7 protein-coding genes are annotated in these 7,476 nt (G+C 62.4%); all 7 read left to right on the forward strand.

What is annotated here, in order from left to right; all coding sequences use genetic code 11:
- Positions 1 to 459 (forward strand): TRAP transporter substrate-binding protein DctP (gene dctP, locus AC3AYF_RS15835; protein ID WP_295037795.1); only part of this gene is annotated, 459 nt, incomplete at its 5' end.
- Positions 460 to 592: 133 nt separating this feature from the next.
- Positions 593 to 1,681: a beta-galactosidase BglB gene (bglB, locus tag AC3AYF_RS15840; RefSeq protein ID WP_295037796.1), complete on the forward strand. Its 1,089-nt coding sequence runs from the start codon at positions 593 to 595 to the stop codon at positions 1,679 to 1,681.
- A 251-nt stretch (positions 1,682 to 1,932) separates the two neighbouring features.
- Complete coding sequence (locus AC3AYF_RS15845) at positions 1,933 to 3,519, forward strand: ABC transporter substrate-binding protein (protein WP_295037798.1); 1,587 nt, start codon at positions 1,933 to 1,935, stop codon at positions 3,517 to 3,519.
- A gap of 76 nt (positions 3,520 to 3,595) precedes the next feature.
- The gene (locus AC3AYF_RS15850) at positions 3,596 to 4,600 is read left to right on the forward strand and encodes an ABC transporter permease subunit (protein ID WP_487779983.1); all 1,005 of its coding nucleotides are present in this window, start codon (positions 3,596 to 3,598) and stop codon (positions 4,598 to 4,600) included.
- A 15-nt stretch (positions 4,601 to 4,615) separates the two neighbouring features.
- Positions 4,616 to 5,515, forward strand: a complete 900-nt coding sequence (locus AC3AYF_RS15855; protein ID WP_295037799.1) for an ABC transporter permease subunit — start codon at positions 4,616 to 4,618, stop codon at positions 5,513 to 5,515.
- A gap of 63 nt (positions 5,516 to 5,578) precedes the next feature.
- A complete protein-coding gene (locus AC3AYF_RS15860) occupies positions 5,579 to 6,619 on the forward strand; it encodes an ABC transporter ATP-binding protein (protein ID WP_295037801.1) in 1,041 nt (346 codons plus the stop codon).
- A complete protein-coding gene (locus AC3AYF_RS15865; RefSeq protein WP_487779984.1) occupies positions 6,616 to 7,083 on the forward strand; it encodes an ATP-binding cassette domain-containing protein in 468 nt (155 codons plus the stop codon). Before AC3AYF_RS15860 ends, AC3AYF_RS15865 begins: the two co-directional genes overlap by 4 nt.
- The last annotated feature ends 393 nt before the right edge of the window (positions 7,084 to 7,476 follow it).

Here is a 7,476-nt window from a genome sequence, read left to right on the forward strand (position 1 = left end):
TCCAATACCTCCATCCGCATGGTGGAACTGATGGGGGGGACGCCGACGCCGCTTCCCTACGGGGAGGTCTACACCGCGCTACAGTCGGGCGTGATCGATGGTGCCGAAAACAATCCCACCGCCCTGACCATCGGCCGCCACGGTGAAGTAGCGAAATACTACTCCCTCGATCAGCACCAGCGTATTCCCGACTTTCTGGTGATCTCCAACCGTGCCATGGAGAAGATGACGGACGAGCAGCAGGAGATCGTCCGCGAGGCGGCCGCCCACGCCACGGAGGCCTATCGCGGGCTATGGGACGAAGCGGTGCGGAAAGCCCTTGCCGATGCCCGCGAGATGGGGGTGGAGGTCAACCGGCCTGACCAGGAGCCGTTTCGTCGCGCCGTTCAGCCGCTTATCGATGAGTATCGTCGAGACGACATCGTCGGCCCCCTGCTGGAACAGATCGTTTCGGATTGAACTCTCCCCGACGTGAGTGCGTTGTCTAGCGATGCATGCGCCTTGATCCCGTGGATCGTGAAGGCGTCGCGTCAAGCGGCTTGCTCACCCTCGTTCCGCTCAAAGTGTTCCCGGTTACATGGATGGTTGTGTCATGAGCGCTCTGCCAGAAATTTCGAAAGATGGACTGAAACGTCATATCGCGCTTGTCATCAGAGGGCTGACCGAACTGCGCCACGACGGTCGCTTTCACGAACCCAATCTCGATGGCACCGCGGGCGATTACGTCAGTTTCAACAGTTGGGAGTGGCCCCAGGGCGTTGGACTCTACGGGATCGCCAGGCTCTGGCAGCATACCCATGATGAAGAGGCGAAAAAGCTGCTGGAGAACTGGTACGAGGCCCAGTTGTCCTCCGAACTGCCTCCCCTCAATGTCAATACCACCGCGCCGATGCTGGCCCTGTCGATCCTGTGGTCGGAAACCGGCGATCCCCGTTGGGAGGAGGCCCTCGCCAGTTGGGCCGAGCGGTTGATGGCGGAGATGCCACGCACACGCTGCGGCGGGTTTCAGCACAATGTCTCGGACAAGATCAACGACGACGAGCTCTGGGACGACACCCTGTTCATGGTTGCGCTTTTCCTGGCCAACTATGGCCGGGCCGCCGACCGTCCGGAGCTCTCCGAAGAGGCCTGCCTTCAGTTCCTGGTACACACCCACTACTTGAGCGAGCGCGAAACCGGCCTGTGGTTCCACGGCTGGACGTTCGACGGCCATCACAACTTTGCGCGGGCCCGCTGGGCGCGGGGCAACTCGTGGATTTCCGCCGGCCTGCTGGATTTCCTCGAAACCGCCGACCTGACACCGTCGCTCGAGCGTTATTTCGGCTGGGTACTGCGTGCCCAGATGGAAACCCTGCTCGACTACCAGTGCCCCAACGGCGCTTGGCGAACGCTGGTCGACGATGAGATCTCCTACGAAGAGATCTCCGCCACGGCGGCGTTCGGCTACGCCTTCCTGAAAGGGGCGCGTCTCGGTTACGGCGACGAACGTTGGGAGCGTGCCGGCAGATTGGCGCTGCAGGCGGTGATCGACAACATCGAGGAAGACGGCACGGTTGCCAACGTCTCCTACGGTACGCGGATGGGAAACACGCTGCAGTTCTACCGGGACATCCCGATCCATCCCACCGCCTACGGGCAGTCGATGTCACTGCTGTGCCTGGTGGAGGCGCTCCAGCACTGAGTCTTTCTCAGCGGCATCGATGAAGCTGGCCTGACGTTGCGCAGGCCTGTCCCATACGGCCATCACAGCCTCCTAGACTGAATGCCCCCGCGCTGCAACCACCCCTTCTCACGCTATTGGACAATTGATTAAACGCTGCTTCACGCTCTAGTCTGTGCCGATTGCCGGCTGTCTGACAGGCCGGCATCACAATGACAAGCGGCCACAAGCCGATATCACAAGAACAGCGATAGCTGTGCAGGAGATGGATAATGAAGAAGACGCTGCTTGCGGCTGGCATCGCCGCCATGATGCTGGGCGCGACCCCTGTCATGGCCAAGACGCTGGTCTACTGCTCCGAAGGCTCGCCGGAGGGGTTCGATCCCTCGCTCTACACCGCTGGCACCACCTTCGATGCGTCGAGCAAGACGATCTACAACCGCCTGGTCCAGTTCAAGCCGGGTACCACCGAAGTCGAGCCGGCCATCGCCGAGAGCTGGGACGTGTCTGACGACGGCCTGGAAGTGACCTTCCATCTGCGCGACGACGTCAAGTTCCAGACCACCGACTACTTCACCCCGAGCCGCATGCTCGACGCGGACGACGTCATCTGGACGTTCGAGCGTCAGATGGACGAGAACAATCCGTACTACAAGCTGGCCAACGGCAGTTTCGAATACTTCAACTCGATGTCGATGGGCGAGCTGATCAAGTCGATCGACAAGGTCGACGATCACACCGTCAAGTTCGTGCTCACTCAGCCCAACGCGCCGTTCGTGGCCAACCTGGCGATGGATTTCGCCTCGATCCACTCCCAGGAGTACGAGCAGCAGTTGCTCGACGAGGGCAAGCCGGAGCTGGCCAACCAGCAGCCGATCGGTACCGGTCCGTTCCAGTTCGTCAACTATCGTGAAGACGCGGCCATTCGCTACCAGGCCAACCCGGACTATTTCCGCGGCAAGCAGCCGATCGACAACCTGGTCTTCGCGATCACTTCCGACGCCCAGGTTCGCTATCAGAAGCTGATGGCCGGCGAGTGCCAGGTGATGCCGTTCCCGAACCCGTCCGATGTCGAGGAGATGCAGCAGAACGACGACATCAACGTGCTCGAGGAGGCCGGTCTGAACGTGGCTTATCTGGCCTACAACACCCAGATGGCGCCGTTCGACAAGCCGGAAGTGCGCAAGGCACTGAACATGGCGATCAACAAGCAGGCGATCATCGATGCGGTGTTCCAGGGTGCCGGCCAGGTGGCCAAGAACCCGATTCCGCCGTCCATGTGGGGCTACAACGACGCCATCCAGGACGATCAGTACGATCCCGACAAAGCCAAGCAGATGCTCGAGGACGCGGGGGTCGAGAACCTGAAGATGAACATCTGGGCGATGCCGGTCCAGCGTCCGTACATGCCCAACGCGCGCCGCACCGCCGAGCTGATGCAGTCGGACCTGTCCAAGGTCGGCGTCGATGCGCAGATCGTCACCTACGAGTGGGGCGAGTACCTGAAGCGCTCGTCGGACACCAAGCGTGACGGTGCGGTCATCCTCGGCTGGACCGGCGACAACGGCGACCCGGACAACTTCCTGGGCGTGCTGCTCGGTTGTGACGGTGTCGGCGGCGCCAACCGCTCGCAGTGGTGCTACAAGCCGTTCGACGATCTGATCCAGAAAGCTCGCACCCTGGATAGTCAGGAAGAGCGCGCCAAGCTCTACGAGCAGGCCCAGGAGATCTTCAAGGAGCAGGCACCTTGGGACACCCTGGCCCACTCCACGGTCTTCATGCCGCTGCGCAAGGAAGTGACCGGCTACAAGATCGATCCGCTCGGCGGCCATAGCTTCGAAGGCGTCGACATCGAGTGATTCTCTCCTAGCGGAGACGCGGGGCGGCCCTGACAGCCGCCCCGCGTCTTAACGCGTGACTAGCCAGTACTCCAAAATGTTCAAATTCTTTCTGGTCAAGCTGGCGCAGCTGGTCCCGACGTTCATTGGCGTCACCATCGTTGCGTTCGCTTTCATTCGCCTGTTGCCGGGCGATCCGATTCTGCTGATGGCAGGGGAGCGCGGCATTTCCGCCGAACGCTACGCCCAGCTCGAATCTCAAATGGGCTTCGACCGCTCTCTGGTCGTCCAATATCTCGATTTCCTGAAGGGATTGCTGCACGGCGATCTCGGTAACTCCCTGGTGACCCACGCGCCGGTGATGGACGAGTTCATGAGCCGCTTCCCGGCGACGCTCGAACTCTCGCTGTTCGCGCTGGCGTTCGCCGTCATCATCGGCCTGCCGGCGGGCGTGCTGGCAGCGGTCAAGCGTGGCAAGACGCGCGACCACACCATCATGGGGGTCAGCCTGACCGGCTATTCGATGCCGATCTTCTGGTGGGGCCTGCTGCTGATCATGCTGTTCTCGAGCACCCTGGGCTGGACCCCGGTCTCCGGGCGCATCTCGTACATGTACTTCATCGAACCGGTCACCGGCTTCATGACCATCGACAGCCTGATCGCCGGCGACTGGGGCGCGTTTCTCTCCTCGCTGCACTACCTGATCCTGCCGTCGATCGTGCTGGGGACGATCCCGCTGGCGGTCATCGCCCGTCAGACCCGCTCCTCGATGCTCGAGGTGCTGGGCGAAGACTACGTGCGCACCGCACGGGCCAAGGGATTGTCCAACTTTCGCGTGATCATGGTGCATACCCTGCGCAACGCGCTGATTTCCGTGGTGACGGTGATCGGGCTTCAGGTCGGCCTGCTGCTGGCGGGGGCGATCCTGACCGAAACGATCTTCTCGTGGCCGGGCATCGGCAAGTGGATGATCGATGCGATCTCGCGACGTGACTACCCCTCGGTGCAGGGCGGCCTGGTCCTGATCGCGTTCATCGTGATGATCGTCAATCTGCTGGTTGATCTCGCCTATGGCGTCATCAACCCACGCATTCGCCACTAACAGGGGGCTATCATCATGAGTACCATTTCCACCCCCGCCGCGCCCGGTACCTTTCGCTACCAGCTGGCCTCCTTCTGGAGCGATTTCAGCGCCAGCCGCGGCGCGCTGGTCGGCCTGATCTTCATCGTCTTCATTCTGCTGGTCGCGCTGTTCGCGCCATGGGTCGCGCCACACGATCCGGCGATGCAGGATCGCTCGGCGCTGCTGGTGCCGCCGGTGTGGCATGCCGAGGGCAGCTGGAGCTACCTGCTCGGCACCGACGCGGTAGGTCGCGACATCCTCTCGCGACTGATCTACGGCGCGCGCTATTCGCTCTCGATCAGCGCCATGGTAGTGGTGATCTCGATGGGCGTGGGCATCTTCCTCGGCCTGCTGGCCGGGTATTTCCGTGGCTGGGTCGAGACCGTCATCACTCGCGTGATGGACGTGGTGCTGGCGTTCCCCAGCCTGCTGCTGGCACTGGGCCTGGTCGCCATCCTCAGCCCCGGTCTGACCAGCGCCATGATCGCCATCGCGCTGGTTCAGCTGCCTTACTTCGTGCGGCTGACACGGGCCGCGGTGATCGGCGAGAAGAATCGCGAGTACGTCATCGCCAGCCGGCTCTCCGGTGCCGGGCATCTGCGCCTGATGTTCAATACCTTGCTGCCCAATTGCATGGCGCCGCTGATCGTGCAGGCGACGCTCTCGTTCTCCACCGCGATTCTCGATATCGCGGCGCTGGGCTTCCTGGGCATGGGTGTCCAGCCGCCGACGCCGGAGTGGGGCGCGATGCTGGCCAACGCCCGCGAGTTCATGGGTAGCGCCTACTGGGCGGTGACATTTCCGGGGCTGATCATTCTGCTGACCGTTCTGATGATCAACCTGATGGGCGACGGCCTGCGCGATGCGCTGGACCCGAAGATGAAAAGATCGTGAGCGCTTCGCTCGCCCTGGCGCATGGCGTTCGAGGCGGGTGCGGCGACGCGATGAGGAGTTGTCATGGCATTACTAGATATCGAAGGGCTCAGCGTTCGCTTCAAGACCAGTAGTGGCCTGTTTGCCGCCGTGGAAGGCGTCGACATCAACGTCGACCGTGGCGAAGTGTGGTCGATCGTGGGCGAATCCGGCTCGGGCAAGTCGGTGTCCATGCTCGCCACCATGGGCCTGCTGCCGTGGACGGCGCAGGTCACCGCAGACAAGATGGCGTTCGACGGCCAGGATCTGCAGCAGCTGAGTTCGCGCCAGCGCCGGCGCATCGTCGGCGGCGAGATGTCGATGATCTTTCAGGAGCCGATGAGCAGCCTCAACCCCTGCTTCACCGTCGGCACCCAGATCGACGAGATGATCAAGCAGCACCTGGGCGGCTCGCGTAAGGAGCGCCACGAACGGGCGCTGGATCTGCTGGCGCAGGTGGGGATTCCCGATCCGGCGCGACGGATCAAGGCCTACCCGCATCAGCTATCCGGCGGCATGAGCCAGCGGGTGATGATCGCCATGGCGATCTCCTGCAACCCTCGCCTGCTGATCGCCGACGAGCCGACCACCGCGCTCGACGTCACCATCCAGGCGCAGATCCTCGAACTGCTGCTGCGGCTGCAGGAAGACACCGGCATGGCGCTGATTCTGATCACCCACGACATGGGCGTGGTGGCGGAGACCGCCAAGCACGTGGTGGTGCAGTACGCCGGCCGCCAGGTCGAGAAACAGGACGTGAAGTCGCTGTTCGCCAACCCGCGCCACCCCTACACCGAGGCGCTGCTATCGGCGCTGCCGGAGCGCGCAGGCAATCAGGCGCGACTGCCGACCATCCCCGGCGTCGTTCCCGGCCAGCACGATCGCCCGAGCGGCTGCCTGTTCAATCCGCGCTGCCAGTACGCCACCGAGCACTGTCGCGAGGTGGAGCCGGTACCGGCCGCGGACGATCCCGCCCGTACGTTGTGTCACTATCCCCTGGAAGATGGGATCTCGCCGTCGCCGGCTGCGGCGGGCGCTGCGCGAGACAACCCGCAATCCAGCCCGCATAGAGAGGTGCGCCCATGAGCCGCGATGCCGTATTGAGCGCCGTCAATCTCACCCGCCACTATCAGATCAAGGGCAGCCCGTTCTCCAAGCCGGCGACGGTGAAGGCGCTCAACGAAGCGACCTTCGAGCTCTATCCCGGCCAGACGCTGGCGGTGGTCGGTGAGTCCGGCTGCGGCAAGTCGACCCTGGCCCGGGTATTGACGATGATCGAGCCGCCCACCAGCGGCAAGCTGACCATCAGTGGTCACGAGGTGTCGTTGAAGGAGGGGCAGCGCCCGCCGGCGGCGCTGCGCCGCGAGGTCCAGATCATCTTCCAGAACCCCTACGGGTCGCTCAATCCGCGCAAGACCGTGGCGACCATGCTGGAAGAGCCGCTCAAGCTCAATCGCAAGGAGATGAGCGCGGCCGAGCGCCGCGAGGCGGCGCTGGAGATGATCGCCAAGGTGGGCCAGCGCCCCCAACAAGCCGATCGCGATCGCTGACGAAACCGAAACCCACACCGATCGCGATCGCGTTCTAAAACCTTTCGCGCGGCTAGCGTGATCGCGATCGCGAGCATTCTCGTTATGGATCGCCATGTCGATTGCCAGTCGACGCCGGAGCGCGTAAATGATGGCGATCCATAACTTCTGTTCATTCTGGAGGACCAGCAGACACAATTCATGATCAGCATCGTGAAGCACCCGTTGCGAAATTGGTACATTTCATCACGCCTGCTCAAATCAAGCTGAGTTCGCTAGGCAGCATGTGGAACTTCAAACCATCACATTTCGCGCGGGAAAAGCAGTCATGGCGAAAACACACACACACACACACACATAGAACAACTTACGGAGCAATGCCGTGAATAGACGCTACTTGAGAGTCTTCTGGTG

This window comes from Salinicola sp., from assembly GCF_982684285.1.

Bases quoted from the DNA above. Each gene is read 5' to 3' on its own strand.
- bglB (WP_295037796.1), top strand. From the start codon at position 593: ATGAGCGCTCTGCCAGAAATTTCGAAAGATGGACTGAAACGTCATATC.
- AC3AYF_RS15845 (WP_295037798.1), top strand. From the start codon at position 1,933: ATGAAGAAGACGCTGCTTGCGGCTGGCATCGCCGCCATGATGCTGGGC.
- AC3AYF_RS15850 (WP_487779983.1), top strand. From the start codon at position 3,596: ATGTTCAAATTCTTTCTGGTCAAGCTGGCGCAGCTGGTCCCGACGTTC.
- AC3AYF_RS15855 (WP_295037799.1), top strand. From the start codon at position 4,616: ATGAGTACCATTTCCACCCCCGCCGCGCCCGGTACCTTTCGCTACCAG.
- AC3AYF_RS15860 (WP_295037801.1), top strand. From the start codon at position 5,579: ATGGCATTACTAGATATCGAAGGGCTCAGCGTTCGCTTCAAGACCAGT.
- AC3AYF_RS15865 (WP_487779984.1), top strand. From the start codon at position 6,616: ATGAGCCGCGATGCCGTATTGAGCGCCGTCAATCTCACCCGCCACTAT.